This window comes from Vibrio variabilis (assembly GCF_003263785.1).
In the GTDB taxonomy this organism is placed as follows: domain Bacteria; phylum Pseudomonadota; class Gammaproteobacteria; order Enterobacterales; family Vibrionaceae; genus Vibrio; species Vibrio variabilis.
In genome coordinates this window covers 119,247-145,278 of sequence record NZ_JYJK01000130.1, presented here as the reverse complement: position 1 = coordinate 145,278, position 26,032 = coordinate 119,247, and the positions used below count along the sequence as shown (strand labels likewise).

Genomic DNA, 26,032 nt, shown 5'->3' with positions numbered 1-26,032 from the left:
CGAGCCTTGCTCGGGGCTTTTGTCGTTTAAAGTAGTTATGATTTTACAAGCAAACCAGAAAACTCTCTCTCTCGATACGCCACAAGTGATGGGTATCGTCAATGTCACCCCTGATTCTTTTTCTGATGGTGGCAAATTCAATTCAGTAGATGCTGCGCTTGAGCAGGTTGAAGCGATGGTTGCCGCGGGTGTGACGATTGTTGATATCGGTGGTGAGTCAACACGCCCAGGAGCACCTGATGTTGAGCTCCAAGAAGAACTAGCACGCGTCATTCCCGTAATTAAAGCGATACGAGATAAGTATGATGTGTGGATTTCTATCGACACCAGTAAAGCCGAAATCATGCGCCAAGCCTTAGAAGCAGGCGCTGATATTATCAATGACGTTCGTGCACTACAGGAGCCCGGTGCTTTGGAAGTGGCTGCTGAGGCAGGTGTGCCCATTTGCTTGATGCATATGCAGGGGCAACCTCGAACCATGCAGATGAATCCAACCTATGAAGATCTCTTAGAGGATGTGGCACAATTCCTACAGGAACGAATCGCAGCATGTGAAGCGGTCGGTATTTCACGTGATAAACTCATCCTCGATCCTGGCTTCGGATTTGGCAAAACGCTGGAACACAATTATCATCTGCTGGCGCATTTGGATAAGTTCCATCAATTTGGACTACCCGTGCTTGCGGGTATGTCTCGTAAGTCAATGATTTTTAAATTACTTGATAAAGCACCTGCCGATTGTCTCGCTGGGAGCTTGGCTTGCGCTACCCTTGCTGCAGCGAAAGGGGCACAAATCATCCGTGTTCATGATGCGGCTGAGACAGTCGAGGCGATGAAGATCGTCCAAATGATGCAATCAAATTTATAAAAACGAATAAGGAAATAAAATGTCACAACGACGTTATTTTGGTACCGATGGTGTTCGAGGCAAAGTGGGTCAGTACCCAATCACACCAGATTTTGTACTTAAACTAGGCTGGGCTGCGGGTCGAGTGCTTGCAAAGCAAGGCACTAAGAAAGTGATCATTGGTAAAGATACGCGTATCTCTGGCTACATGCTGGAATCGGCGCTTGAAGCAGGTCTTTCTGCAGCGGGTCTTAAAGCGATCTTTACCGGTCCGCTGCCAACACCGGCTGTGGCATACCTTACCCAGACGTTCCGCGCGGAAGCAGGTATCGTGATTTCTGCATCGCATAACCCTTACTATGACAACGGCATTAAGTTCTTCTCATCGGAGGGCACAAAGCTGCCGGACGCGATTGAGCTTGCTATTGAAGAAGAGTTGGATAAAGACATCGAGTGTGTCGAGTCTTCTGAGCTTGGTAAAGCGAGCCGTCTGAACGATGCTGCTGGTCGCTATATCGAGTTTTGTAAGAGTACTTTCCCGCATGATTTAAGCCTTGCAGGCCTAAAGATTGTTATCGACTGTGCGCATGGTGCAACCTACAAAATTGCGCCTTCGGTATTTAAAGAGCTGGGTGCAGACGTTGTTGCAATGGGTGTTGACCCTGACGGTACTAACATCAACGCAGAAGTGGGTGCGACAGATGTGCGTGCTCTACAAGCAAAAGTGGTTGAAGAGAATGCCGCGCTTGGTCTTGCTTTTGATGGCGACGGCGACCGCATCATCATGGTTGACCACTTAGGTAATAAAGTGGATGGCGACCAAATCGCTTACATTATTGCACGTGATGCGCTTCGCCGTGGTGAGCTAAAAGGTGGTGTTGTTGGCACCTTAATGACCAACCTTGGTATGGAAAATGGCCTTAAACAGCTCGGTATTCCATTTGTTCGTGCCGCCGTTGGTGACCGCTACGTAATGGAGCAGTTACTTGAGCGTGACTGGCGTATTGGCGCTGAAAACTCAGGTCACGTTATTCTACTCGACAAAGTAACGACAGGTGATGCGATCGTCGCTGCACTGCAAGTGCTTGCGTCCGTGGTTGGTGCGAAGATGTCACTCAATGAGCTAGCCAGTGGTATGACGCTATATCCACAAGTGCTGATCAATGTTCGCTTCAGTGGCGATGCAAATCCGCTAGAAGCAGAAGCCGTCAAGCAGGCGGTTGCGAAAGCGGAAGCCGATCTTGGCGATAAAGGTCGTGTACTGCTTCGCAAATCGGGCACTGAGCCACTGCTGCGTGTTATGGTTGAAGGCGAAGATGACGCGCTAGTCAATCAGTCAGCGCAGTACATTGCTGATATCGTAAAAGAAAACTGCTAAGTCTCGACGCATTAGCATGAGCAAGAATCAAATTTATGTTCTTTTGGTTCTTGCTTATTTTTTATATGATTACTCGCTTATTCTTATCGGTAATTGTTCTTTTGCCCTTTTTTTGAGCGTTCAGTTGCTCGGCGAAAGATTTTTGTCATTTTTCTCTTGTCAGTCAGTGCGGCATTCGCTAGTATTGCCACCGCCTTCACTTAGGAGGCCATAGCCAGGTTTTCAATGCGTACAGCAAGGAAAGCAGCGCTGGCTCAACAATTAGGAACATAGGTGGACACATGATTCAAGTTCTACTTGTGATTTACCTGTTGGCTGCGCTTGGTGTTATTGGCCTAGTGTTGATTCAACAAGGTAAAGGCGCAGATATGGGAGCCTCATTCGGTGCTGGCGCTTCAAACACAGTGTTTGGTGCTAGTGGCTCAGGAAACTTCCTAACCCGAATGACTGCAATTTTTGCAATCGTATTTTTTGTTATCAGCTTAGTACTTGGCAACATGTACACTCACAAAGGTGAGTCTCAATGGGTTGACCCTACTCAAGGTCAAGTGATTGAGCAAGCAGCTGATACAGCGAGTGATGTCCCAGCTGAAAACAGCGACGAGATCCCTCAATAAGTCGATTGATTCTAACGAATTAAGAAGCTTAGATGCCGAGATGGTGAAATTGGTAGACACGCTAGCATGAGGTGCTAGTGCCTTTGGTGTGAGGGTTCGAGTCCCTCTCTCGGCACCATTATTTATAAACTTGTAATACAGGTGGTTGAGCGTATAATGCTCAGCACGTCGGACGCGGGGTGGAGCAGCTTGGTAGCTCGTCGGGCTCATAACCCGAAGGTCGTCGGTTCAAATCCGGCCCCCGCAACCAATACTTTCTAAGTGTTGATGGATTGCAAGTTTAGCAGTGTGAAAAAATCACTGCACATCGAGAGAACACCAACTATCTTTTTAGGGTGTTACTTTTTCTCGATGATCAGGGTCCAGCAACAAAAAACCCCGACTTTCGGGGTTTTTTGTTATTTGCGCTTTTTAAAAGGCAGCAAATACAAGTGCTTGGAATTTAAATTGGGCTATATGCCCTTTTTTTGTTTCTGGAGTGGTTAAATGACTGGTTTAGAAAGACAACTTACAGAATTGCTCGAAGCGCCTGTAGAGGCAATTGGCTACGAGCTTGTTGGTTTAGAGTTCATCCGTGCTGGTGAGCATTCTACCCTTCGAATCTATATCGACCATGAAAATGGTATTACTGTTGATGCTTGCGCAGAAGTAAGTCATCAGGTAAGTGCAGTAATGGATGTCGAAGACCCAATTACGGTGGCTTATAACCTAGAGGTGTCTTCACCAGGCCTAGAAAGACCACTTTTCAAAGCAGCACATTACCAACAGTTTATTGGTCACGAGGTCAGCATCGTGTTGAAAATGGCTGTCGGCAACCGTCGTAAGTGGAAAGGTGTCATCCAATCTATTGATGGCGAGACAGTGACCATCCTTGCCGATGGTAACGAAGAAGAAATGGCGCTAAGCAACATTTCCAAAGCTAACCTTATCCCTAAATTTTAGGTCCCTAATAATAAAAGCTTAGAGGCTAGATAAATGAGTAAAGAAATTTTAGCGGTAGTAGAAGCAGTTTCTAACGAGAAAGCTGTTCCTCGTGAGCGTATTTTTGAAGCGCTAGAGATTGCACTAGCAACCTCTTCTAAGAAAAAACACGAAATCGAAATCGATGTACGTGTTGCCATTGACCGCAAAACAGGTGAATTCGAAACCTTCCGCCGCTGGATGGCAGTAGAAGAAGTTGAATTCCCAACGAAAGAAATTTCTATCGAAGCGGCACAATACGACGACGAGTCTATCCAATTGGGTGACTTTGTTGAAGAGCAGATCGAGTCAGTAACGTTTGACCGCATCACCACGCAAACAGCTAAGCAAGTTATCGTACAGAAAGTACGTGAAGCTGAGCGCGCGCAAATCGTTGAGCAGTTCATCGACAACGAAGGCGACCTAGTGACAGGTGTGGTTAAGAAAGTTAACCGTGACACCATCATCCTAGACCTTGGTAACAACGCTGAAGCCGTTATCCTACGCGATGACCAGCTTCCTCGTGAAAACTTCCGTCCAGGTGACCGTGTACGTGGTCTTCTATACAAAGTGGCTCCAGAAGCTCGCGGCTTCCAGCTATTCATTACTCGTTCTAAGCCAGAAATGCTAGCTGAGCTATTCCGTGTGGAAGTGCCAGAGATTGCTGAAGAGCTTATCGAGCTGAAAGGCGCAGCACGTGATCCAGGTTCTCGCGCGAAGATCGCAGTGAAAACAAACGACAAGCGTATCGACCCTGTTGGTGCGTGTGTGGGTATGCGTGGTGCACGTGTACAAGCGGTTTCTGGTGAGCTTGGCGGCGAGCGTATCGATATCGTTCTTTGGGACGATAACCCAGCTCAGTTCGTTATCAACGCAATGGCGCCAGCAGACGTGGCTTCTATCATCGTTGATGAAGATGCACATTCTATGGACATCGCAGTTGAAGCTGACAACCTAGCGCAAGCTATCGGTCGTAGCGGTCAAAACGTACGTCTAGCTTCTCAACTAACGGGTTGGGAACTGAACGTTATGACGGTTGCAGACCTTCAGAAGAAACACCAAGAAGAAGCATCGGCTTCTATCGAAAACTTTATGAAGCACCTAGACATCGAGCAAGACTTCGCGGAAATGCTTGTTGAGGAAGGCTTCTCAACTCTAGAAGAAGTGGCATATGTGCCAGTTAACGAGCTTCTAGAAATCGACGGCCTAAACGAAGAGCTTGTAGAAGAGCTTCGTAGCCGTGCAAAAGATGCCCTAACGACACTTGCTCTTGCTCAGGAAGAGTCATTCGAAGGTGTTGAGCCAGCTGAAGACCTACTAGCACTAGAAGGTCTAGAGCGTGAGATGGCATTTAAACTGGCTGCAAAAGGTGTAGCTACTCTTGAAGACCTTGCAGACCAAGGTGTCGATGAGCTAGAGGGCATTGAAGGGCTAACAGAAGAGCGCGCAGGTGAGCTAATCATGGCTGCACGTAACATCTGTTGGTTCGGCGACGAAGAATAATAATCAGCAAGGAGGTAGTTGCATGACAAAACTTACGGTTAAAGCACTTAGCGAAGAGATTGGTACGCCAGTTGAACGCCTAATTGAACAACTTGCTGATGCTGGTCTGAAAAAATCAGAAAGCGATCAGGTGAATGACGAAGAGAAGCAAACGCTTCTTACTCACCTTAAGAAAGAACATGGTGATACATCTGGTGAGTCAGAGCCTACTCGTCTTACGCTGCAGCGTAAAACTCGTAGCACTCTGTCTGTTTCTGCCGGTGGCGGTAAGAGCAAAGATGTACAAGTAGAAGTGCGCAAGAAGCGCACTTATGTAAAACGCAGTGCGATCGACGAGCAAGCAAAACGTGAAGCTGAGGAAGCAGCAAATCGTGAGGCGGAAGAGCGTGCCCAACGTGAAGCCGAAGAGCTAGCCAAACGTGAAGCTGCAGAGAAAGCACAGCGTGAAGCAGAAGAAAAAGCTCAGCGCGAAGCCGAAGAAAAACGTCTAGCAGAGGAAAAAGCTAAACGTGAGGCGGAGCAATCTGAAGCAAACACTGCTAAGCGCGCAGAAGCGGAAAAGGCTAAGAAAGAAATGAACGCAAAGAATGCTGAAGCGAAGAAAGAAGCGGACGAGCTAAAACGTCGTCAAGAAGAAGAGGCGCAACGTAAGGCGGAAGCTGAAGCGGCTCGTCTAGCTGAAGAAGCTCGCAAACTAGCGGAAGAAAACGAAGCTCGTTGGACTGCTGAAGAGAAGAAACCAAAAGAAGAGGGTGACTACCACACCACCACTTCTAAATACGCTCGTGAAGCAGAAGATGCTCAAGACCGTAAAGAAGAAAAAAGCACCTCGCCGTCGTAAGAAGAAGGCGAGCCCACAAGAAGACAACCGCGGCGGTCGTGGCGGTCGTAACCAACGTGGTAAGAAAGGCAAACTAGCTAAGCCTACGTCTATGCAGCACGGCTTCGATAAGACCGCTCAAGTTGCTAAGCAAGACGTTGTGATCGGCGAAACTATCGTTGTTTCTGAGCTAGCGAGCAAAATGTCTGTTAAAGCAACAGAAGTTATCAAGGTGATGATGAAGATGGGCGCAATGGCGACTATCAACCAAGTTATCGACCAAGAAACTGCACAGCTTGTTGCTGAAGAAATGGGCCACAAAGTTGTTCTACGTAAAGAGAACGAACTGGAAGAAGCAGTACTGTCTGACCGTGATGAAACATCAGAAGCAGTTTCTCGTGCTCCTGTTGTAACTATCATGGGTCACGTTGACCACGGTAAGACATCGACACTTGACTACATCCGTCGCACTCACGTTGCTTCAGGCGAAGCGGGTGGTATTACCCAGCACATTGGTGCATACCACGTAGAAACTGACAACGGCATGATCACTTTCCTTGATACTCCTGGACACGCGGCGTTTACCGCAATGCGTGCTCGTGGTGCTCAAGCGACAGATATCGTTGTTCTAGTTGTAGCTGCAGACGATGGTGTAATGCCACAAACAATCGAAGCGATCCAACACGCGAAAGCGGCTGGCGTACCTCTGATTGTTGCCGTGAACAAGATCGATAAAGAAGACGCGAACCCAGACAACGTTAAGAACGAGCTGGCGCAGTACGATGTTATCCCTGAAGAGTGGGGCGGTGAGAACATGTTCGTTCACATCTCTGCGAAACAAGGTACTAACATCGATGGTCTTCTAGAAGCTATCCTACTTCAATCAGAAGTACTTGAGCTAACAGCGGTTGCTGACGGCATGGCATCTGGTGTGGTTGTTGAATCATTCCTAGATAAAGGCCGTGGTCCAGTGGCAACAGTTCTAGTTCAATCTGGTACGCTACGTAAAGGCGACATCGTACTTTGTGGTCAAGAATACGGCCGTGTACGTGCGATGCGTGACGAACTAGGTAAAGAAGTGACTGAAGCTGGCCCATCTATCCCAGTTGAGATCCTAGGTCTATCTGGTGTTCCATCATCAGGTGACGAAGCAACCGTTGTACGTGATGAGCGTAAAGCACGTGAAGTAGCGAACTACCGTCAAGGTAAATTCCGTGAAGTTAAGCTAGCACGTCAGCAAAAAGCGAAACTAGAGAACATGTTCTCTAACATGGCTGCTGGTGATGTTGCTGAACTAAACGTAGTACTAAAAGCGGACGTACAGGGTTCTGTAGAAGCAATCTCTGACTCTCTACTGAAACTGTCTACTGATGAAGTTAAAGTGAACATTGTTGGTTCTGGTGTTGGTGGTATTACAGAAACTGATGCAGTACTTGCAGCTGCGTCTAACGCTATCATCCTAGGCTTTAACGTACGTGCTGATGCATCTGCTCGCCGTGCTGTTGAAACTGAAAACCTAGACCTACGCTACTACTCGATCATCTACCAGTTGATTGACGAAGTGAAACAAGCAATGGGCGGTATGCTTGCTCCTGAGTTCAAGCAAGAAATCATCGGCCTTGCAGAAGTACGTGACGTATTTAAGTCTCCAAAACTTGGCGCAATCGCGGGTTGTATGGTGACAGAAGGTACTATCAAGCGTAACAACCCTATCCGCGTACTGCGTGATAACGTTGTAATCTACGAAGGTGAGCTAGAATCTCTACGCCGCTTCAAAGATGACGTTCAAGAAGTTAAGAACGGTTACGAGTGTGGTATCGGCGTTAAGAACTACAACGATGTTCGCGTTGGCGACCAAATCGAAGTATTCGAAATCGTTGAAATCAAACGTACTCTAGACTAATTGACAAAATCGCTACTCAGTTTCTAAATTGAGTATTGATGGTTGTTGAATACGCCATGGGGGCTGGTTGATACCATCCCCCATTCTTTCTATAGTGAGAAAAGAAATGTCAAAAGAATTTAGCCGCACACAACGTGTTGCGCAGCAACTACAAAAAGAGCTTGCTCTTATCCTTCAACGCGAAGTTCGTGATTCTCGCCTAGGTATGGTGACGATTTCAGACGTAGAAGTGTCTCGTGACCTCGCATACGCGAAAGTATTCGTGACTTTCCTATGTGTGGGTGAGCAGACTCCAGAATCGAGCTTAGCAGCACTTCGTGAACATGAAGCGCACATTCGTATGATGCTAGGTAAACGCATTCGCCTACGCCTAACACCAGAAGTACGTTTCCACTACGACAACACGCTTGTTGAAGGTATGCGTATGTCTAATCTAGTGAGCGAAGTGGTGAACGAAGACAAGCGCAAGCAAGATGAAGCTGGTCGCAGCGAAGAAAACGGCGCTGAGGGAGAAGAGCAGTAATGGCTAGACGTCGCAAGGGACGTCCAGTCAACGGCGTTATCCTTCTAGATAAACCTACCGGTATCTCATCGAATGACGCGCTGCAAAAAGTAAAGCGTATCTACTTCGCTGAGAAAGCCGGCCACACGGGTGCTCTTGACCCGCTAGCAACGGGCATGCTGCCAATCTGCTTGGGCGAAGCCACTAAGTTCTCGCAATTCCTATTAGATTCAGACAAGCGCTACCGCGTGATCGCAAAACTTGGTGAGCGCACCAATACCTCTGACTCTGATGGCGAAGTGGTTGAAACTCGTGATATCAACGTAACTCCAGAGTTTCTTGACGAGTGCATCGACAAGTTCCGTGGTGAGTCAGATCAAGTGCCGTCAATGTTCTCAGCACTGAAGTATCAAGGTAAGCCACTTTATGAGTACGCTCGCCAAGGTATCGAAGTGCCGCGTGAAGCACGTAAGATCACTGTGTATGAAATCGTCCTACACCGCTTTGAAGGTGATGAAGTGGAGATGGAAGTACACTGCTCGAAGGGCACGTACATCCGAACTATCGTTGATGATCTCGGTGAAATGCTAGGCTGTGGTGCTCACGTGACTATGCTACGTCGTACGGCGGTTGCTAAGTACCTTATGAGAACATGGTGACTCTTGAGCAGCTTAACGAGCTATTTGAGCAGGCAAAGCGCGAAGAGCGTCAGCCGCGTGAGTTGCTTGACCCACTGCTGATGCCAATGGACAGTGCAGTACAAGATCTTCAAGAAGTGAATGTATCACCTGAGCTGGGTGACTTGCTTCAGCATGGTCAGCCTGTGCAGGTTTCAGGCTTGCCAGTCGATGCGCCAGTACGCATGACCATGGGTGAAGAGCGTTTGTTTATTGGCGTTGGTGCTATGAATGACGATGGTAAGCTGGCGCCTAAGCGACTCGTTGTTTTCCGTGAGGAAGAAAGTGCTCAATAGAGCGACGAATACTCCTTGCTCTAGCTAGAATTATTCCCTATAATTCGCGCTTCGCGTAGCGGCTGAATCAGAGATTGGCTGCTACAACTTTTAAACTTACTCTTATTAGGAGAGAATTATGTCTCTGAATGCAGAAACTAAAGCAGCAATCGTTGCAGAATACGCACAAGGCGAAGGCGACACTGGTTCACCAGAAGTTCAAGTAGCTCTACTTACAGCTTCTATCAACCACCTACAAGGTCACTTCAAAGCACACAAAGGCGATCACCACAGCCGTCGTGGTCTTCTACGTATGGTTTCTCGTCGTCGTAAGCTTCTAGATTACCTAAAAGGTAAAAACCTAGCTCGCTACCAAGACCTAATCAAACGTCTAGGCCTACGTCGCTAATCAGCGTCTGCATAGAAAGTTTGTTAAAAGGGGCTATATGCCCCTTTTTTGTTAGCTAAATTCTTTAGTTAATGGCAAAACTTCCACTAAGTAGTTTATACTACGTCCCGTCTAAACAGAGTTGTTTAAAGCAACTCCGTTTAGCCACAATCTGCTCAGTACATTACAGTCCATTTTGTCGACCGCAGGGTCGCGACTATTCCAAGCACATTTGCTCGCTTTTAGCGGCATAGAACTCGCTGCTTAGAGATAAGTTTGTTTGAACTAGTCGCGATTTGTAATGCATTGAGCGCACAATCAAATGATCTGGACTCGCTCCAGAAAAAAGGAAATACAATGTTCGAAAAACCAGTTGTTAAGTCGTTCCAATACGGCAACCACACTGTGACGCTAGAAACAGGCGTTATCGCACGTCAAGCTACTGCAGCTGTAATGGTAACAATGGACGATACAGCAGTATTCGTTTCTGTTGTTGGTAAAAAAGAAGCGGTAGAAGGTCAAGACTTCTTCCCACTAACAGTAAACTACCAAGAGCGCACTTACGCGGCAGGTAAAATCCCAGGTGGTTTCTTCAAGCGTGAAGGTCGTCCTTCTGAAGGCGAAACACTGACTGCACGTCTAATCGACCGTCCAATTCGTCCACTATTCCCAGACGCATTCAAAAACGAAGTTCAGGTTATCGCAACGGTTGTTTCTGTTAACCCGAATGTACAGCCAGACATTCCAACAATGATTGGTACGTCTGCAGCACTTGCTATCTCTGGTATCCCGTTCAACGGTCCTATCGGTGCAGCACGCGTTGGTCACATCGACGGTCAGCTTGTTCTTAACCCAAGCAACACTGAGCTAGAAACATCTAAGCTTGATCTTGTTGTTGCGGGTACTGAATCTGCAGTACTAATGGTTGAATCAGAAGCTGATAACCTAACTGAAGAAGAAATGCTATCTGCAGTTGTGTTCGGTCACGACCAACAGCAAACTGTCATCACTGCAATCAACGAGTTTGCAGCTGAAGTTGCTACTCCTGCTTGGGATTGGGTTGCTCCAGAAGAGAACACGGCTCTTAACGAGCGTATCGCAGAGCTAGCTGAAGCTAAGCTAGTTGAAGCGTACCAAATCACTGAAAAGATGGCTCGTTACGATCGCATTCACGCGATTGCAGCAGAAGTGAACGATGTTCTTCTTGCTGAAGATCCAGAAGCGAACACGAAAGAAATCCACACTATCTTCCACGATCTAGAGAAGACAGTTGTACGTCGTAGCATCATCGCGGGTAACCCACGTATCGATGGTCGTGAAAAAGACATGGTTCGTGCACTGGATGTACGCACTGGCGTTCTTCCACGTACTCACGGTTCTTCACTGTTCACTCGTGGTGAGACTCAGGCGCTAGTAACTGCGACGCTTGGTACGCAGCGTGATGCTCAAATCATTGATGAGCTAACTGGTGAGCGTAAAGATCACTTCCTACTACACTACAACTTCCCTCCATACTGTGTTGGCGAAACGGGTTTTGTAGGTTCTCCTAAGCGTCGTGAAATCGGTCACGGTAAACTGGCTAAGCGCGGTATCGCAGCAGTAATGCCTTCTGTTGAAGAATTCCCATACACAGTGCGTGTTGTATCGGAAATCACTGAATCTAACGGTTCATCTTCAATGGCTTCTGTATGTGGTACGTCTCTAGCACTTATGGATGCTGGTGTACCAATCAAGTCTTCTGTTGCGGGTATCGCAATGGGTCTTGTTAAAGAAGGCGACGACTTCGTTGTTCTTTCTGACATCCTTGGTGACGAAGACCACCTAGGTGACATGGACTTTAAAGTAGCAGGTACTAACACTGGTATCACTGCACTTCAAATGGACATCAAGATCGAAGGTATCACTAAAGAGATCATGCAAATTGCTCTTAACCAAGCGCAAGGTGCACGTAAGCACATCCTTTCTGTCATGGATGAAGCGATCTCTGGTGCTCGTGAAGAGATCTCTGAGTTGCTCCGCGTATCCACACAATGAAGATCAGTGCAGACAAGATCAAAGACGTTATCGGTAAAGGTGGCGCGGTTATCCGTCAGCTAACTGAAGAGACTGGTACGACTATCGAGATCGAAGACGACGGTACTATCAAGATCGCGGCGACTGACGGTGACCAAGCGAAAGATGCGATTGCTCGTATCGAAGCTATCACTGCAGAAGTTGAAGTGGGTAAGATCTACACGGGTAAAGTTGCTCGTCTAGCTGACTTCGGTGCATTCGTCACGGTTCTTCCAGGTAAAGATGGTCTAGTACACATCTCTCAAATCGCTCAAGAGCGTGTTGAGAAAGTGACTGACTACCTGAAAGAAGGCCAAGAGGTTCAAGTTAAAGTACTTGAAATCGACCGCCAAGGCCGTGTACGTCTGAGCATGAAAGAAGCGGTAGAACAGCCAGCTGAAGCTGCGAATGAAAAAGCGGCACCTGACGCAGAATAATTCGCATTTCTAGACCATTGCGTCTAAAAGCATGCTATAAAGAGGGGGCAATCGCCCCTTTTTTAGTGCGCGAAGGAAATTACCTGCTATACCCATTAAGCAGCATGGCAAAAAAATTAAATAAAAGCCGTCGGTTACGCTTAGCGATAGCAGGCATTAAGGAGAAGAATATAGTGAAGTGGTTTCGAATCTTAGGATTGAGTTTAGTGGCCGTCGTGACGGGTTGTGCATCCAACTCATCAACGCAAGATCAGCAGTGGCTAAATCCACCAATGGCAGTGCCTTTGCAAGCCAATGTTCAATATGAAGTACAGGTTGCAAGGCTGACTCAGTTACTTCAGCGCAGCGATCTCGAAAACGATGTGCGCGCTAAAATGCACTTTGAGCGTGGCTCTTATTTCAATAGCCTAGGTATGCGCGATTTGGCGCAGCTTGATTTCAACCAATCACTGCAATTAAACCCAGCTCAGCCTGTGGTATTCAACCAAGTTGGTCAATACTTCACTCAGATCGGTGATTTTGACTCAGCCTATGAAGCGTTTGATTCAAGCTTAGAGCTCGATCCAGCCAACTCTTACGCACTTCGTAACCGTTCGATCGCACTGTATTACGGCGACCGCATTCCTCTAGCAATTGAAGGAATGACGCGCTACTACCAAGAGAACCCATCGGATCCGTACCGAGCGCTGTGGCTTTACATCATTTCTCGCGAGGCGAGCCCATCGGAAGCGGCAATTACTTTAAACAAGCAGTACCTTGCTCGTAATAACGACTGGGGCTGGATTTTGGTTGCCTTGATGCTTGACCAAGTGTCAGAGGAGCAAGCATTCCAAGCGATCCTAGCGAGCAGCCGAGACAACAATGTGCTGGCAGAGCGTCTGACTGAGGTGTACTTCTACCTTGCTAAGCGTCATCAAATCGACGGTGACTACCCAACAGCAGTTTCGCTCTACAAGCTGGCTATCGCACAAAATGTGTATGATTTCGCCGAGCATAAGTACGCATTCCTAGAGCTGACCAAAATCTTTGAAATTGTTCGAGCTCAGCAAGCAGAAGAAGCGAAGAAACAACAAGAAGAACAATCGAGCGCAGAACCAAGCGACGCCTAGTTTCTCTCAATAAATCTAAGACATTAAAACACCAGCGATATGCTGGTGTTTTTTTATGCGTTGCAGTTTATCTCCAATAGCCCTAATATAGTTAGCTAGGCTAATTAATAGGTGGTATGAATGTCTATAGAGGTCAATTTAGAGAGAGTGGAACGCCTAACGGCTAAGGTTTGGCGCAGTTACTGTAAAGAAGATCCACTGTCTCACCTTAGCTTTAATGAATATGACTATCTCAAAACCGTTCAAGCCTCTGAGGAACCGATTAGGCTCACTGACTTGGCTCGAGAGTTAGAGGTGTCCAAGCCGTCAGCCACCAATATGATCAAACGGTTGGAGAAGAAGGGACTGGTGGAGCGTTTAGCGTGTCCAGAAGACGCTCGTGCTAAACGGGTGGTTTTGACAGAGAAGGCACGTATCCCTCTAGCGTCAGAGTTGGAAATTTATAGCGTGGTTGCTGATAAATTAAAGGCGAACCTTACAGACAGCGAGTTTACCTCCCTCAACCAGCTTCTGACTAAAGCGCTAATTGCTGCTCGTTCTTAATCAACAGTAAGACTCTGAAGAGTCGCTTGAAAACAAATAATCGTAGTAACGTCGTGATGAATCAAAAATCAATTTACCAACAGTTTTGGCGTTATGCCGTACCTACCGTAGCCGCTATGCTGGTCAACGGTTTATACCAAGTGGTAGACGGCATCTTTATTGGGCAGTATATGGGAGGCGATGGCCTTGCGGGCATCAATGTCGCCTGGCCAGTGATTAGTGTCATTCTTGGCCTTGGCATGATGATTGGTGTCGGTACTGGAGCGCTGGCGTCGATTAAGCAAGGTGAGAGCGATCTTGTGGGTGCGAAGCAAGCTTTGGCAACCGGTTTAATGGCATTGCTAGCGTTGAGTCCTGTTGTTGCTGTCGTACTTTGGCAATACGCCGACAAGATGATCCTGATTCAAGGTGCTCAGGGGCGCATGTACGATCTCGCGATGCAGTACCTCGACATCTTGATCGTAGGCGGTGTGTTCACTCTCGGCTCAATTGCCGTGCCCTTCTTATTAAGAAATGACGATAGCCCAAATATGGCGACTGTCTTGATGGTAGTTGGCGCGGTGATTAATATCGTCCTCGATTACTGGTTTATTGCAGTTCTCGATTGGGAACTCACCGGTGCAGCGCTTGCAACAGCGATAGCTCAAGCTGTGGTGACCGTGTTGGGGGTAGGATACTTCTTTACTTCGAAGGCGAAAATGCGCCTATCACTGCGTGATTTTAGGTTCCAGTGGCCACTGCTACCTAAGATATTCTCCATTGGTATCGCAAGCTTCTTCATGTACGCCTACGGCTCTTTTATGGTAGCACTGCATAATGCTCTGTTTGCGGAGTATGGCTCGATGACCTTGGTCGGCGCATACGCTATTCTGGGTTATATCGTTGCTTTCTATTATCTAATTGCCGAAGGTATCGCAAATGCGATGCAGCCACTATTGAGCTACAACTATGGCGCTCGTCGTGAAGACAACATGCGTAAGCTGTTCAATGTCGCTATGTTCAGTTCCGTGCTCGGTGGTGCGGTTTTTGTGGGACTCCTTAACTTGTTTCCTTACCAAGCCGTTTCAGTGTTTAACTCCAGTGAACCACAACTTATCGAATATACGGTGGTCGGTATCCGCTTGCATTTGTTCTCCATGTTTCTTGATGGGTTCATCGTTGTGGCTGCGGCATATTATCAAGCGATCAGTCACAACCGAAAAGCGCTGTTCGTGACATTAGGAAACATGCTGATCCAACTGCCATTCCTCTACGCTATGCCAAAGCTTTGGGGAGTGAACGGTGTGTGGATAGCGTATCCTCTATCGAACATCGCATTGAGTTTGGTAGTTGGAGCCATGATGTGGAAAGACATTCGCAAGCTGCGTGCGAACGGCTATGAGACGGCAACGGTTTAACATCACTGAATCAGAACATTGCCATTAAAAAAGAGCCTCGCGGATTAGCGAGGCTCGTTTGTTTAGATTTGCTTGATATCGAGACCAGCAATCTGATGCCAGTAGCCGTTGCACTGACGATCGAGCGACGCTTGCGGATTGCTGCCGTCTTCATTGGCTCTGAAACGATCCACTTCGGCAAAGGTATCCAGTCCAAGTGGGCTCAGACGTGCAACATCGACCAAGCCTTCCATCGATTTAAGATCGTTGATTAGGTTGTACTGATAACCTGACTGGGTTTGGATCCCATTTAGATTAAATACTGCCTGACCTTCTTGGCTCTCTACTTGAAGGCCTGTTGGGTATTTAATACAGCAGGTTTCGCAGTCATCTTTTGCTCGGTTTTCCGCGCGAGCAGTGAAGCAGCGTGCAGAGTAAGCCAATGGCAGGTAGCCGTGGCTAAACACTTCTACTTCGAATTGACCGCGGATACCTAAGTCTTCGGCTTGGTTCATTGCGTTCTCAAGCCACTCTCGTGATAGCTCAACCGGCATACACCAACGAATCATGCCTTGCTTAGCAAATAGCTGCAGCGTACGAGCGTTGTAGGTGTTGACCGCAGGTCCTACGACAAATGGTACCTTGCTTTCGCTAGCCAGTTGGATAGCAGACACGTCATTAGCTTCAATCGCAAAGTCACCGTTGTCAATGTACTTCTTCATGATATTCACTTCACTAGGTGCTTCGAGCAGTGCCATAGTGGACAGCACCACTTGCTTACCCGATGCGCTGAGTTCTTTTGCAATATCGAACCAATGTCCTGGTTTCATCTCACGGCGCTTAGAACAAACACTCTCACCCAGATAGATGATATCGGCAGAGCTCGATTTTGCTTGCTCGTAGAAGCTCTCTACATCTTGCTTTGGCCAAAAGTACAGCAGTGGCCCTAATGCATATTTCATGTGATTTGCTCCTTATTGCCACTTACGGTGGTAAGCACCGAGTGTGGTTTGTGTACCTTCAGAAACGTTGGCTAGAGCACTGTCCCAGCTTGCTTTTACTTGGTATTGCTCTGGATTACGTTGGTACATATCAATCGCTTCGCGCCACGTTCGCGTCACTTGCTCGACGTAGGCCGGGCTGCGTTGGCGGCCTTCAATTTTCACAGAGGCAACATTGGCAGCAAACAGTTCAGGCAGCATAGATAAGGTATTCAGGCTGGTTGGCTCTTCAAGAGCATGGTAACGCTTACGCTCACCATCCACTTCCGCTTCAAAGCGGCCTTTACACAAAGTCGGGTAGCCGGCATTTTCACCTTGTGCATAGCGGTCAATCAGAATGTCATTTAGACGTGATTCTAGGCCGGTTTCAGTTTCTTGCCAGCGAACGTATTTTGCTGGAGAACATGCACCTACTGTGTTTGGTGATTCGCCTGTAAGGTAAGAAGAAAGATAGCAGCGACCTTCAGACATAATGCAAAGACTGCCAAAGGCAAACACTTCTAACTCGACGTCAGATGTCATGTTTCGAGAGAGCTGTTTTACTTGGTGGATCGACAGCACGCGTGGCAGTACCACACGTTTGACGTTGAAGTTCTTGTGATAGAAGTCGATGGCCGCCACGTTGGTCGCTGACGCTTGAACTGAAAGGTGCAGTTCAAGATCCGGATATTTGTTCGCGGCATAATCCAGCACGGCGATATCGGCAACGATCAACGCATCCACACCGAGATCGGCGGCTTGGTCGACCGCGTTAGTCCAGCGTTCAAATCCATTCGGGTGGGCGAACGTGTTCAGTGCAATGTGCAGTTTCTTGTTGTGGTCGTGAACATATTGAGCCGCGCGCTCAAGCTTCTTACCTGTAAAGTTAAGACCCGCAAAGTGACGGGCATTGGTGTCGTCTTTAAAGCCGATATAGACGGCGTCGGCACCGCAATCAATTGCCGTTTTTAATGCAGGTAAGTTACCCGCTGGGCATAAGAGTTCCATATGCTCAATACCATAATTCTGTCAGTAAAGCGCATTTTATGAAAAGTTACTGTAGGCGAGTTTGATATAAGGCAGGTTTCGCTTAATAAGCAATGAATTAACACCAAAGAGGTAAGTTTGCTGAAAGGTCAACATCTGGCCTCTTTGGATAACAATGATAACTAGTTTCGGTGGCGACGATTTTGGGCAAATAGCGCTTCCACTTCGTGCTTAGGTTGCGGGCGGTGGAAGTGGAAACCCTGAATCGAGTTACAGTTAAGATTTGACAGCAGTGTCGCCTGATGACGCGTTTCCACCCCTTCGGCCACAACCGACAAGTTAAGTGATTTACCTAAATTAATGATGTTTTCAATCACCGTTAGCTGCTTAGGCAGGGTATCAATATCCATGATGAATGCGCGGTCGATCTTAAGTTCATCAATAGGGAAATGAGCGAGATACGAGAGCGAAGAGTAGCCCGTACCGAAGTCATCAATTGACAGTGCAAAACCAAGCTTTTTAATGGAGTTCAGCATTTGCAGTGTATGTTCGCTGTTGCTCATGACGGCACTTTCGGTCAGCTCGAAGGTAATGCAGCTGGGATCGAGTCCAGTGCTTCGCAGCAAGCGCTCCATATAATCAATCAGCTTAGGGTTGCCAAATTGCTCAGGGGACAAGTTGATCGCCACACGTCCCGGCAAAATGCCCTGTAGTTTCCAGCGTTTTACTGTAGTGAACACATCGCGCATGACTACACGGCCAAGGCTTTCGATCAAGCCCGCTTGCTCAGCAACTGGGATGAAAGAGGCTGGGCTGATATAGCCTTCCACAGGGTGCTTCCAACGTACCAGAGCTTCTGCGCCATTGATGCTGAAATCGCGCGCATTAACTTTAGGCTGATACCAAACCTCGAGGCCATTTTGTTGCAGCGCTTTTTGCAGTTCAATTTCCAACCATAGACGCATTCGCGCCTCTTTGTTCATCTGGTCATTGAACTTCACTAACCGGTTGCGCCCGCGCGCTTTGGCTTCGTACATCGCAGTGTCGGCATTTTGCAGCAGGATACGTGCATCATTGCCGTCGTTTGGTGATTGTACGCTACCGATGGAGCAGGCGAGTCGTTTGCTAAAGTGGTGTAGATCAAAGGGCTGATTAATCAAGCCGATGATTTTCTCTGCCAGTTCGTCGGCAGCGATATTGCTATCGGGCTCAGGCAAAATGATGCCAAATTCATCGCCGCCCAAGTGAGCTAATACCGCTTCTTGTGGTAAGTAGCGCTTAAGGCGTGCCGACACTTCTTGGATCACTCGGTCGCCAATGTGGTGGCCAAGTGAATCGTTGATATTCTTAAAGTTGTCTATGTCCAGGTAGAGCATGACAAACGGCGTACCTGCTTCAATAAAATGATCGAGACAGCGGGTAAAACCAAGTCGGTTATAGAGTTTCGTTAGCGCATCAATGTTGGCATCTTCGTGACTGGTTTGTGTCACTGGGTTTGGCTTTTCATCGAGGTCTTGCACTAAGATCAAATGCGCATTGGCGCCAAATAAATTCGCAGTGTCGACATGCAGCACCAAGCGTCGCTGGATGCCACAATACTCACTGGTCATAAAGTGCAGGGGTTCTTTGGCGTTGACCTGATGCAGATCGAGCTGCACTCGTTGGTTATCAGTTTCGTTGCGAAGCAAACGCGTGAGAGACTCGCCAAGTAAATCACTTTGACTTGAATAACCAAATAGTCGCGCTGAAGCTGGGTTGGCTGAGATAATACAACCGTCTTCGACCAATAATAGTCCGTCAGGAATCAGCTCCGTCAGCTTTAAAAACTTAGTTTCAGACTCTTCGAGTGAACGGGTAATGATCTGCTTTTCAGAAGTATCAATGGCATGAAAAACCACATACTCGACCACACCATTGAGCTCAATGGGAGAGACACTAAAATGCAGGCTGGATTCGATGTCGGATTCGTCGAGAGTCACTTCCGCTTCAATCGACTCACCAAGAAAAGCGCGTTCGTAATAAGGTTTGAGCTGGTGGTAGAAACGGGTGCCAAGTACCTCATGATCATTCATACCAATGAGGTCGCTGTGGGTAAGACCGGCCACATCGCAGTAGCGATCATTGACCATCCAATAACGGTGCTCGTCGTCTAAAATAGCAAAAAAGAAGGGGCTATTAGACGTTAACTTAGCAAAGTATTCCTTTAACAATTTGGATGACATCAATGTACTACCAGTTCTCTGAAGCGCTTATATATCAGTAACCCACACACTATAACTGTGATTTATCGGTTAGGAAAGGGTTAAGACAAAAGCAAAAAATTTTTGACGCACAACAGGATTTTTTTTGTACGAATACCGTATTATGGCGTTTCTTAAGTACAAACTAACGGAAAAACCGCGTGTTAGACAAGATTCGTAGTCAACTAGTTAAAAACGCAGCACAAATTTTGCGATCTCCAGTCCATTTTCTGCCGAACAAAATTCAGAACCGTGCCCTGCTTGAAGGACTAAAAACCGTTTTTAAAGAAGCACTTGAGGACGGTGACTTCGAGTTTCTTGAAGATAAGTGGTTGAAAGTCCATATTCGTGATCTAAACCTCAGTTGGTACATTTCCTACAGTGATGAATCGCTGATTGTTGCTGATTTTGAGCCACAAGAAGATGTCAGCTTCAGTGGAAATCTCAATGACTTAGTTTTGATTGCTGGTCGTAAAGAAGACCCTGATACGTTATTCTTCCAGCGCCGTTTAAGTATCGAAGGCGACACTGAGTTAGGTTTAGAAGTGAAAAACTTGATGGACAGTGTCGATCTTGATGCGCTGCCAAAGCCGATGCTATCTGCACTCATGCACTTAGCTGAGTTTGTACATAAAGGTTGCAACCCGTACCTGACGTAAAAGAGGTGTCTAATGCTTATTCGAACTGAGGCACCTGCCGATATACTGGCGATTGACCGCCTACTGAAGTCGGTATTTGACACCGACGCCGAAGCCAATCTGGTCATGGCGCTGCGTGAAAACAGCCGTTTAACGCTCTCTTTGGTTGCTTGTAGTGACGAAGGCGAGGTGATTGGTCATGTCCTGTTTTCACCAGTATCGATAGATGGCGAAGAGCTGTCTTGGCAAGGGCTTGCACCACTTGCTGTGGCGACGTCACACCAAGGTCAGGGTATCGCGAAAGCGTTGGTTAAAGAGGCATTCGAAACGTTACTCGATTTTGGTTATCCCGCATGTGCAGTGCTTGGTGACCCGAATTACTACTCGAAATTTGGTTTTACCTCTGCCAGTGAGTTTGGCCTAAAGTGCCAGTGGGAAGTACCAGAAGGCGCATTCCAAGTGAAATCATTAACCGAGCAAGCGATTACAGACTTATTGGAAGGCAAAACGGGCACCATTGAGTACAGTCCTGAATTTTTAGAGCTGTAATTGTTCTCAGTTCAAGCTTGTCGTCTATCGTAGGCCATACCCTTATGGCTACATATTATTTTAACTTACGTCCGTTTTTGGAATGGCTTGCCGTTTGGCTAACCTTACCTGCTCTGTTACACTTCGCTCAATTGCCTCAAACGGCGCAACATCTTTGCTCAAACCTGAGATAGAGGCCAATCTATGCACAACCGCACGACGTTACAGTTGATGGGGATCCAGACCTGGGAGTTGACGCACCCTGAGCGACTACCGCACAGTGCTCAAGCTCGCTTTTCTCTGCCCGAATCTTGTCAGTTGTTACTTGTTTCGTCTATGAAACCACAGGGCGACAAGGTTGCCTTTTTCGAAAAGATCCTCAAAGCGATGAAGCTTGAACTGTCCCAGGCGCTACATATTACGCCGGACATGCTGAGTCAATTGGACGCAGAGCCGATGCCGGATTGGATTTGGCTTTGTGGCGTTGAATCGGCGCAGCAGCGACTGGAGCAATGGACAGAGCAACATGCCAATCAGCTAAACCAGTCGCCACGTACTTTGATCTCGCCACCGCTGGCAGAGATAGAAGGTCAAGATGCCCACAAGCGTCAACTTTGGAATCAAATCCGTGCCAAACAATAATATTAGCTTCACTCAGATGAGCGAAACACACCTTGATGATGTGATCGCTATTGAGCAGCAAGCACACAGCCACCCTTGGAAAACGTCTATGCTCACCGAGCTAAATGGACGTGGTGCCCACAATGTGGTGATGCTTGAAGATGATAAAGTGGTGGGCTACTTCTACGCCCAGAATGTGGTAGGGGAAGTGTCATTACTTAATGTTGCCGTGTCGCCGAGTCATCAAGGACAAGGTTACGGTCGTCAACTAATTCAGCACCTATTGGCCTACTGTGAGTCTTGCCAAGCTGACAGTGCGTGGCTTGAAGTGCGTGAAAGTAATAATGCGGCAGTGTCGCTTTATCTATCAGAAGGCTTCAACGAAGTAGACAGACGCCGAGATTATTACCCAACTGAGCAAGGGCGCGAAGACGCCGTCATCATGTGTTATCACTTCATGTTTTCAGTTTAGTGACGGTCGGACGCCGAGGTAGTGCTCTTGCCCATCTTGTATAAAATGTAGCGATAGAAGGGGTGTTTAGCCTTTTGATTTGCATATAGGTTACATTACCCAGAGTTACTTCGATTACCCTACCAGTGCTTCATACTTCCCAGCAATTATTGATAATCATGGGATTAAAAACATGAAGCACTTTTCAACTCTTTCTGCAGCCGTTCTTGCCGCGCTAGCGTTCAATGCGCAAGCAACTGAAGAGCAAACGAATGATCCAGCTGACGTGACTCGCCCACAAACCTACCTAAAAGTCGACTCTGGCGCGAAAGGCAAAGATGGCCTAACTCGCTTGCAATTGAACATGGCAGGCTCGTATAACGAGAACATCGGTTACCTAGGTCAATTTGAAACTGATTTTCAAACCAACCTAGACGGACAAGAGGGCAAGTCGAAGGACTTTGGTCTATCTCGTATCCGTGCTCGTTACTTCCAAGTACACGCGACTGGCTCAGAAGTGCTTCCTGAAATTGGCTTCTCGCTTGATTACATCAGTTACGGTTCTAACTGGGTAGCGAAACAAAGCGGCACTGAGCAAACAGCTGCAATCGGTGCGGTTGCGAAAGTGATCACCCCATTTGAAAACTGGGTTTCTTACCCAAATGTGGCTGTGATGCGTAACGAGTACGACAACGGTCGTTCAGAAAACGGTTGGCAAGCAAACTGGTTCAACTCGTTCTACCTATCACAGCAAGGTCACTACGTAACAGTGAACCCACAGTACGCAAACTACAACAACGCATTCGGTAAGAACGAGCAGTCGCTTGAGCTTAACTTTGAAGGTGGTGTGCCGCTAACATCTGACGGTAGTATTTGGGGTAACGTGACCTACTCAGAGCACTTCTTTAAAGCGGGCGGTGAGTCACGCATGAAACACCTTGATGGCAACCGTGAAGTTCGCATTGGTGCGACTTGGTTCTTCTAACCCGGTAGCCAAAACAGTTCCTCTCAACTCTAAGGCAAGGATGCCTTAGTCTCTCGCTCCACAAGCTTGCATTATCCGTAACTCTTTTATTTTTCTGCTTATTCATTTGCATGTTACTGGATCGTTTCCAGTTACTAACTGCTGCACGTAACAGACAATCGATACACTGGTTCACAGTGAAATTTTAACCATGTTGAATATATGAGGACACAGAACCATGTCTATGCCCTTCCAGCTTACAGACAAAGTCGTGGTACTAATTGGCGGTACGTCAGGTATCGGCGAATCGATCGCAAAACGCTTGATCAATGCTGGTGCAAAACTGGTGATTGCAGGCATTAATGCCAATGAACCGGCGCTACAAACCTTAGAGGCGCATTATGTCTATGCCGATGTCACTGATGAGTTTTCACTGAGTGAGCTTATGGCGATCGCGTTTGAGCGCTATGGGCAAATCGATGTGTTGGTTAACTGTGCAGGCTCGACCAACGGTTACAGTACCATCATGGAATCGAAGAAGTCCGAATATAACGCCAACTTTGAAGTCAATGCTCTTGGTACGGCTCTCACCATCAAACACGCGGTGCCTTATATGCCAAAGGGCAGCAGCATTATCAATATTGCCTCAGTGGCCGGGACTCAAGGGGTACCTTATCTTGGCGCACTTGCGAGCTCTAAATGGGCGGTACTAGGTATTACGCAAACCGCGGCGCTCGAGCTTGGCACCAAACAGATCCGTGTTAACGCAGTATGTCCAACCTCTGTGGATACGCCCCGCGCTCATGCCTCAGGCGGCGAGCCTCAACTTCGAATGGAGAAGCGTGCGGTACCACTCGGGCGCATTGCGAAGCCAGAGGAAGTGGCGGCAGTGGTGCACTTTTTGGCGTCAGAAGACAGCAGTTTTTGTGAATGGTCAGTCGATTGGTGTCGACGGCGGATTTAGCGCGGGCATGAGCATCGACGCTTACAACCAGCTTGCGCAGTAGGAGAGTAAAATGAACAAATTAAGTCTAATTATTGGTGCCTGTTTGATGATGCTAAGCTCAATGAGCTTTGGTTACTACTGCGATCAAGAAGCGGAAGGTGCTGTCGTCGGTGCCGTCGATGGTGCGGTTACAGGTGCGATTGTTGGCGGTATTGTTGATGGCAGTGATGGTGCGAAAACCGGAGCTTGATTGGCGGCGGCGCTGGTGCCGTTGGCGGTGCAATTGATGGCGCTTACTATGAAGCTGAGTGCGAAGTGGCGACCGATGTGATCATTGAAGATGAGTACATTGCAGAAGAATACTTAGCCGAAGAGTATATCGAAGAAGAGTACATTGCTGAGGAAGTGGTGGCGGAAGAGATCATCGAAGAAGAGTACATCGCGGAAGAGATAGTCGAGGAGCAAATCGAAGAGGACTATCTTGAAGAGGCGTACGACGATGATATCTACGACTACTAGTTCTCACTGAATCGGACACCTATGAAACCTAAACTAAAAAGAGAGCCGTTTGGCTCTCTTTTGCTATCTACTACTTTCTTTTTATGGCTTACAAACGAGCAAGCCCTTCAAGTAACTTGTTCTTAATCGCAGGGCTGGAGATAAACGCGCTAGGTAGCGCTCTTCATTGCCTTCAAAATCAGGACGGATTTGCAGCATCTCTTTGTAGCTGGCTTGCGCTTGTTTGAATTCGCCTTTGTAGACTTGAATGACCGCTTTTAGCATAGGCACCCAGAATAGGCGGCGTAGTGACAGTTTGCTAATAGACTTTTCCGCGCCGTCAAAGTCGTCTTGCATGATTTTGTGCACCACAGAAACCAGTGAGAACCACGGTGGACGGAATGGGTTAAGCGCTTTGGAGTTTTCTAGAAGCTCAAGGCCGCGTTCAAACTCTCCCGCCATGCACAATGCCCAGCCACATAGGCCAATTTGATAGGCGGCATTCGGGTTGATCGCGAGCACTTTATCAACGGTTTCGATAATGCCGCTGACATCGTCTTTTAGCTGATACGCCATCAGCATCGCCATTTGGGCTTCTTGGTTGCTTGGCTCAAGCTCCACGGCACGACGGGCGTGATTCAGACCGGTTTCTACCGCATTGTCGACCTGACCCATGCCGAGCATTTCGGCATCGAAATAGAGCACAGCGAGCATCGCATGCAGCAGGGCAATATCCGGTTCGTTTTGTACCGCACTTAGTAGTGCCTGCATGGCTTGCAGGTGGGTATCTTCGGTTAGCGTCATGAGATAGTGTCGATAGCGTAAGGTTGCTTCGTACGTCGACAGATGCTCAATCTTTTTCTGATTGCAGCTGGCGTAGATCTCACGGTGGATAATGCCAAAGCTTGAAGCAAGCTCAGCGACGATTTCAGCAATGATGTCATCTTGAACAGAGAACAGATCGTCGGTGGCTAAATCGCAGGTGTACTTCTCAGCCCAGACTTGCTCCCCGCTGTCAGTGCGATATAGCTTAGCGTAAATGCGTACCTTGTTGCCAAGGGCTTGCATCGTACCTGAGGTGATGAATGAGACATTCAGTTTTTCACCCAGACCTTTCACGTCGGCAGAGGTGCGAGGATCGATATTGGTGTCGCCCAGCGCGTGCATTGACACCACTTTAAGCATGTCAAAACGAGCGAGCTCAGTGGCAAGCTCCTCACCAAAACCTTCGGCGAAGAAGCGCTTCTCCGCATCATCGGAGAGTGATAAAAACGGCAGTACAGTCAGAGTTGGGTTGAGCGCCTTATTGGTATCACCCACCATTTGGGCTAGCGTGGTTGATTGACGTGCCGCTTGAGGGATCTGCGGGGTGAAAATCGGGCTATAACGGCCTTTAGGGATCGATAGAACTAACGGGTCGTTCACCCCTTCCGTCAGGTAATAGGTTTCAAGTGTGCGGCGAACACGCCCAGCTTGAATACGTACAATAGGGTCAGCTTGGTGATCAAAGTCAGCATCACGATCAAACACTTCAGTCGCGATGGTGAACTGCTTGAGTCGATCTCCATTGCCCGCCAAAGTCTGTTCGACGACGAAAGAGAGTAACTGCTTCATCTTCGGGCTTTGGTCGAACGCCTTACTGGAAAGAATACGATTAAGTTGATCTTTCACACGGGTTTGATTTTCTTCGATTCGAATATCTAATGGAGCTTGTTCTGACACCGTTTCTGACTCTCTTTTTGTAGGATCTGAGTATTTTGCCACTTTAGGACATTGAAAAATAGTAACGAGT

General features: G+C 47.6%; 21 protein-coding genes, 2 tRNA genes and 4 pseudogenes. 23 read left to right on the top strand and 4 right to left on the bottom strand.

What is annotated here, in order from left to right; translation table 11 throughout:
• Window positions 1–37: 37 nt before the first annotated feature.
• From folP to TZ48_RS21940, 15 genes and pseudogenes are all read left to right on the top strand, one after another.
• On the top strand, window positions 38–868 hold the full coding sequence (folP, locus tag TZ48_RS22010) for a dihydropteroate synthase (protein ID WP_112480747.1): 831 nt from the start codon (window positions 38–40) through the stop codon (window positions 866–868).
• Window positions 869–887: 19 nt separating this feature from the next.
• Window positions 888–2,225, top strand: a complete 1,338-nt coding sequence (glmM, locus tag TZ48_RS22005) for a phosphoglucosamine mutase (RefSeq protein ID WP_112480745.1) — start codon at window positions 888–890, stop codon at window positions 2,223–2,225.
• Between the two features lie 281 nt (window positions 2,226–2,506).
• Complete coding sequence (secG, locus tag TZ48_RS22000) at window positions 2,507–2,842, top strand: preprotein translocase subunit SecG (protein WP_042496574.1); 336 nt, start codon at window positions 2,507–2,509, stop codon at window positions 2,840–2,842.
• 34 nt (window positions 2,843–2,876) lie between these two features.
• A tRNA-Leu gene (locus tag TZ48_RS21995) sits at window positions 2,877–2,960 on the top strand.
• A gap of 55 nt (window positions 2,961–3,015) precedes the next feature.
• Window positions 3,016–3,092: transfer RNA gene (locus TZ48_RS21990), tRNA-Met, on the top strand.
• Between the two features lie 236 nt (window positions 3,093–3,328).
• The gene (rimP, locus tag TZ48_RS21985) at window positions 3,329–3,784 is read left to right on the top strand and encodes a ribosome maturation factor RimP (protein WP_042496578.1); all 456 of its coding nucleotides are present in this window, start codon (window positions 3,329–3,331) and stop codon (window positions 3,782–3,784) included.
• Between the two features lie 33 nt (window positions 3,785–3,817).
• Window positions 3,818–5,305, top strand: a complete 1,488-nt coding sequence (nusA, locus tag TZ48_RS21980; RefSeq protein WP_042496580.1) for a transcription termination factor NusA — start codon at window positions 3,818–3,820, stop codon at window positions 5,303–5,305.
• Window positions 5,306–5,327: 22 nt separating this feature from the next.
• Window positions 5,328–8,028, top strand: a pseudogene (infB, locus tag TZ48_RS21975) (translation initiation factor IF-2).
• 106 nt (window positions 8,029–8,134) lie between these two features.
• Window positions 8,135–8,551: a 30S ribosome-binding factor RbfA gene (gene rbfA / locus TZ48_RS21970; RefSeq protein WP_006072035.1), complete on the top strand. Its 417-nt coding sequence runs from the start codon at window positions 8,135–8,137 to the stop codon at window positions 8,549–8,551.
• A pseudogene (gene truB / locus TZ48_RS21965) lies at window positions 8,551–9,503 on the top strand (tRNA pseudouridine(55) synthase TruB). The gene rbfA and the pseudogene truB overlap by 1 nt, the downstream one beginning before the upstream one ends.
• A gap of 118 nt (window positions 9,504–9,621) precedes the next feature.
• Complete coding sequence (gene rpsO, locus TZ48_RS21960; protein WP_005380094.1) at window positions 9,622–9,891, top strand: 30S ribosomal protein S15; 270 nt, start codon at window positions 9,622–9,624, stop codon at window positions 9,889–9,891.
• Between the two features lie 336 nt (window positions 9,892–10,227).
• Window positions 10,228–12,359, top strand: a pseudogene (gene pnp, locus TZ48_RS21955) (polyribonucleotide nucleotidyltransferase).
• A 173-nt stretch (window positions 12,360–12,532) separates the two neighbouring features.
• Window positions 12,533–13,468: a lipoprotein NlpI gene (gene nlpI / locus TZ48_RS21950; RefSeq protein WP_112480743.1), complete on the top strand. Its 936-nt coding sequence runs from the start codon at window positions 12,533–12,535 to the stop codon at window positions 13,466–13,468.
• A 120-nt stretch (window positions 13,469–13,588) separates the two neighbouring features.
• Window positions 13,589–14,011, top strand: a complete 423-nt coding sequence (locus TZ48_RS21945) for a MarR family winged helix-turn-helix transcriptional regulator (protein ID WP_112480741.1) — start codon at window positions 13,589–13,591, stop codon at window positions 14,009–14,011.
• Window positions 14,012–14,067: 56 nt separating this feature from the next.
• Window positions 14,068–15,408, top strand: coding sequence for an MATE family efflux transporter (locus tag TZ48_RS21940; RefSeq protein WP_112480739.1), 1,341 nt, complete (start codon window positions 14,068–14,070; stop codon window positions 15,406–15,408).
• A 62-nt stretch (window positions 15,409–15,470) separates the two neighbouring features.
• Here TZ48_RS21940 and TZ48_RS21935 read toward each other — a convergent pair whose 3' ends face one another.
• The 3 genes from TZ48_RS21935 to TZ48_RS21925 form a co-directional block, all read right to left on the bottom strand.
• Entirely contained in the window at window positions 15,471–16,349 is an 879-nt protein-coding gene (locus TZ48_RS21935; RefSeq protein ID WP_112480737.1) for a U32 family peptidase, read from the bottom strand.
• A gap of 12 nt (window positions 16,350–16,361) precedes the next feature.
• Complete coding sequence (gene ubiU, locus TZ48_RS21930) at window positions 16,362–17,375, bottom strand: ubiquinone anaerobic biosynthesis protein UbiU (protein ID WP_112480735.1); 1,014 nt, start codon at window positions 17,373–17,375, stop codon at window positions 16,362–16,364.
• 161 nt (window positions 17,376–17,536) lie between these two features.
• Window positions 17,537–19,576, bottom strand: coding sequence for a putative bifunctional diguanylate cyclase/phosphodiesterase (locus TZ48_RS21925; protein ID WP_112480733.1), 2,040 nt, complete (start codon window positions 19,574–19,576; stop codon window positions 17,537–17,539).
• Between the two features lie 179 nt (window positions 19,577–19,755).
• Between TZ48_RS21925 and ubiT the strand changes: the two are divergent.
• From ubiT to TZ48_RS25585, 8 genes and pseudogenes are all read left to right on the top strand, one after another.
• Window positions 19,756–20,282: pseudogene (gene ubiT / locus TZ48_RS21920) on the top strand (ubiquinone anaerobic biosynthesis accessory factor UbiT).
• Window positions 20,266–20,781, top strand: a complete 516-nt coding sequence (locus TZ48_RS21915) for a GNAT family N-acetyltransferase (RefSeq protein ID WP_112480732.1) — start codon at window positions 20,266–20,268, stop codon at window positions 20,779–20,781. Before ubiT ends, TZ48_RS21915 begins: the two are co-directional and overlap by 17 nt.
• A gap of 183 nt (window positions 20,782–20,964) precedes the next feature.
• Window positions 20,965–21,402 carry a DNA polymerase III subunit psi gene (locus TZ48_RS21910; RefSeq protein ID WP_112480730.1) on the top strand — a complete coding sequence of 146 codons (438 nt, stop codon included), beginning with the start codon at window positions 20,965–20,967 and terminating at the stop codon, window positions 21,400–21,402.
• Between the two features lie 16 nt (window positions 21,403–21,418).
• Window positions 21,419–21,853 carry a ribosomal protein S18-alanine N-acetyltransferase gene (gene rimI, locus TZ48_RS21905; RefSeq protein WP_112480831.1) on the top strand — a complete coding sequence of 145 codons (435 nt, stop codon included), beginning with the start codon at window positions 21,419–21,421 and terminating at the stop codon, window positions 21,851–21,853.
• Between the two features lie 172 nt (window positions 21,854–22,025).
• Window positions 22,026–22,817 (top strand): hypothetical protein, encoded by a 792-nt coding sequence (locus TZ48_RS21900; protein ID WP_112480728.1) that lies wholly within the window; start codon window positions 22,026–22,028, stop codon window positions 22,815–22,817.
• A 217-nt stretch (window positions 22,818–23,034) separates the two neighbouring features.
• Window positions 23,035–23,760, top strand: coding sequence for an SDR family NAD(P)-dependent oxidoreductase (locus TZ48_RS21895; protein WP_239671032.1), 726 nt, complete (start codon window positions 23,035–23,037; stop codon window positions 23,758–23,760).
• A 52-nt stretch (window positions 23,761–23,812) separates the two neighbouring features.
• Complete coding sequence (locus tag TZ48_RS25590; protein WP_112480726.1) at window positions 23,813–23,992, top strand: hypothetical protein; 180 nt, start codon at window positions 23,813–23,815, stop codon at window positions 23,990–23,992.
• Window positions 23,989–24,261, top strand: a complete 273-nt coding sequence (locus TZ48_RS25585) for a hypothetical protein (RefSeq protein WP_112480724.1) — start codon at window positions 23,989–23,991, stop codon at window positions 24,259–24,261. The genes TZ48_RS25590 and TZ48_RS25585 overlap by 4 nt, the downstream gene beginning before the upstream one ends.
• Window positions 24,262–24,342: 81 nt before the next feature.
• Here TZ48_RS25585 and TZ48_RS21880 read toward each other — a convergent pair whose 3' ends face one another.
• Window positions 24,343–25,962: a transmembrane adenylate cyclase gene (locus TZ48_RS21880; RefSeq protein WP_239671031.1), complete on the bottom strand. Its 1,620-nt coding sequence runs from the start codon at window positions 25,960–25,962 to the stop codon at window positions 24,343–24,345.
• Window positions 25,963–26,032: the final 70 nt, after the last annotated feature.

What these genes read in the sequence shown, in the direction of transcription:
- folP (WP_112480747.1), top strand. Translation starts at nt 38, where the DNA reads ATGATTTTACAAGCAAACCAGAAAACTCTCTCTCTCGATACGCCACAA.
- glmM (WP_112480745.1), top strand. Translation starts at nt 888, where the DNA reads ATGTCACAACGACGTTATTTTGGTACCGATGGTGTTCGAGGCAAAGTG.
- secG (WP_042496574.1), top strand. Translation starts at nt 2,507, where the DNA reads ATGATTCAAGTTCTACTTGTGATTTACCTGTTGGCTGCGCTTGGTGTT.
- rimP (WP_042496578.1), top strand. Translation starts at nt 3,329, where the DNA reads ATGACTGGTTTAGAAAGACAACTTACAGAATTGCTCGAAGCGCCTGTA.
- nusA (WP_042496580.1), top strand. Translation starts at nt 3,818, where the DNA reads ATGAGTAAAGAAATTTTAGCGGTAGTAGAAGCAGTTTCTAACGAGAAA.
- rbfA (WP_006072035.1), top strand. Translation starts at nt 8,135, where the DNA reads ATGTCAAAAGAATTTAGCCGCACACAACGTGTTGCGCAGCAACTACAA.
- rpsO (WP_005380094.1), top strand. Translation starts at nt 9,622, where the DNA reads ATGTCTCTGAATGCAGAAACTAAAGCAGCAATCGTTGCAGAATACGCA.
- TZ48_RS21945 (WP_112480741.1), top strand. Translation starts at nt 13,589, where the DNA reads ATGTCTATAGAGGTCAATTTAGAGAGAGTGGAACGCCTAACGGCTAAG.
- TZ48_RS21940 (WP_112480739.1), top strand. Translation starts at nt 14,068, where the DNA reads ATGAATCAAAAATCAATTTACCAACAGTTTTGGCGTTATGCCGTACCT.
- TZ48_RS21935 (WP_112480737.1), bottom strand. Translation starts at nt 16,349, where the DNA reads ATGAAATATGCATTAGGGCCACTGCTGTACTTTTGGCCAAAGCAAGAT.
- ubiU (WP_112480735.1), bottom strand. Translation starts at nt 17,375, where the DNA reads ATGGAACTCTTATGCCCAGCGGGTAACTTACCTGCATTAAAAACGGCA.
- TZ48_RS21925 (WP_112480733.1), bottom strand. Translation starts at nt 19,576, where the DNA reads ATGTCATCCAAATTGTTAAAGGAATACTTTGCTAAGTTAACGTCTAAT.
- TZ48_RS21915 (WP_112480732.1), top strand. Translation starts at nt 20,266, where the DNA reads ATGCTTATTCGAACTGAGGCACCTGCCGATATACTGGCGATTGACCGC.
- TZ48_RS21910 (WP_112480730.1), top strand. Translation starts at nt 20,965, where the DNA reads ATGCACAACCGCACGACGTTACAGTTGATGGGGATCCAGACCTGGGAG.
- rimI (WP_112480831.1), top strand. Translation starts at nt 21,419, where the DNA reads ATGAGCGAAACACACCTTGATGATGTGATCGCTATTGAGCAGCAAGCA.
- TZ48_RS21900 (WP_112480728.1), top strand. Translation starts at nt 22,026, where the DNA reads ATGAAGCACTTTTCAACTCTTTCTGCAGCCGTTCTTGCCGCGCTAGCG.
- TZ48_RS21895 (WP_239671032.1), top strand. Translation starts at nt 23,035, where the DNA reads ATGTCTATGCCCTTCCAGCTTACAGACAAAGTCGTGGTACTAATTGGC.
- TZ48_RS25590 (WP_112480726.1), top strand. Translation starts at nt 23,813, where the DNA reads ATGAACAAATTAAGTCTAATTATTGGTGCCTGTTTGATGATGCTAAGC.